1 protein-coding gene is annotated in these 1,124 nt (G+C 65.9%); it reads right to left on the bottom strand.

The features are described from left to right. Positions 1-1,037 (bottom strand): amidase (locus V8352_RS21795; RefSeq protein ID WP_336426352.1); only part of this gene is annotated, 1,037 nt, incomplete at its 3' end. Positions 1,038-1,124: the final 87 nt, after the last annotated feature.

Genomic DNA, 1,124 nt, shown 5'->3' with positions numbered 1-1,124 from the left:
TCGGATTGCGGATGCGGCATGTTGCCGACCACGGGCAGGGCCAGCACGTCGAAATCGGTGAAGAAATCCAGCATCGCGTTGAAGATCATGGTGCGGCCTACCTGCGCCTCGGCCACGTCCTGAATGCCCAGTGTCTCGCCAAAGCGGGTGTTCTCCTCCAGCGTTGGCTTGAAATGCCGGCGCAGCTCAGGTGCCATGCTGCGTGCTCCTGTGACCCAAGAGATGCCGCGCAGGATGTGATAGGTCCGCTCGAGTCCGGTGATATCGGGGTGCGCTTGCTCGACACGCACGCCGCTCCGTTCGAGAGATGCCATCGCCGCCGCCAGATGCTCGGCCATCTCGGGGTCGACCGGGGCAAAGCCGCCGAGATCGGGCGCGAAGCCGATGCGCAGCCCTTTGCCCTCTGCCCGGCGCACCGCGTCCTGGAAGGGCGCATCTGGTGCGGGGAAGGAGATGGGAAAGCGCGGTTCGAACCCGGTCATCGCATCGAGGAACAGCGCGCAATCCATCACCGATCGGGCCATCGGGCCCTGCACGCTTTCGATCAGGAAACCTGCTGTTGGCGCCGCGCCGCCCGCGCGGCCGGGGCTGGGTCTGAGCCCCACGACGCCGCAATAGGCCGCAGGCGTGCGGAGCGATCCGCCATGGTCCGACCCGTGGCTGAGCCAGACCTCGCCCGTTGCCAGCCCCGCCGCCGCACCGCCCGAAGATCCACCGGCATTCATCGCGGTGTTCCAGGGGTTTAGCGTGGCACCGAAAATCTCGTTGAAGGTGTTGGCCCCGGCGCCCAACTCGGGCGTATTCGTCTTGCCGACGACCAGCGCGCCCCGTGCCTCAAGCCGTTCGACAAGCGGATCGCTGGTATTCGGGACATGGTCTGCCATTCCCTTGGTGCCCAGCGTCGTGCGCACGCCCTTGACGGGCGTCAGATCCTTGATGCCGATGGGCAGGCCCGCAAGCCAGCCGGCTGCATCGCGTTCGCCCCGGGCCAGCGCAGGAATGGCGGCTTCGGCACGATCCCAGCAGGTGGTGGGCATAGCATTGATACTGGGCTCAACAGCTTCGGTGCGCGCTCGCGATGAATTAATCAGATCGCCCGGTGTGATTTCTCCCTTGCGCAGAAG

Origin of the sequence: Roseovarius sp. D0-M9, from assembly GCF_037083805.1 — a bacterium.
Classification (GTDB): domain Bacteria; phylum Pseudomonadota; class Alphaproteobacteria; order Rhodobacterales; family Rhodobacteraceae; genus Roseovarius.
Note: the sequence above shows the minus strand (reverse complement) of the source record. Positions and strands in the feature narration are given on the sequence as shown.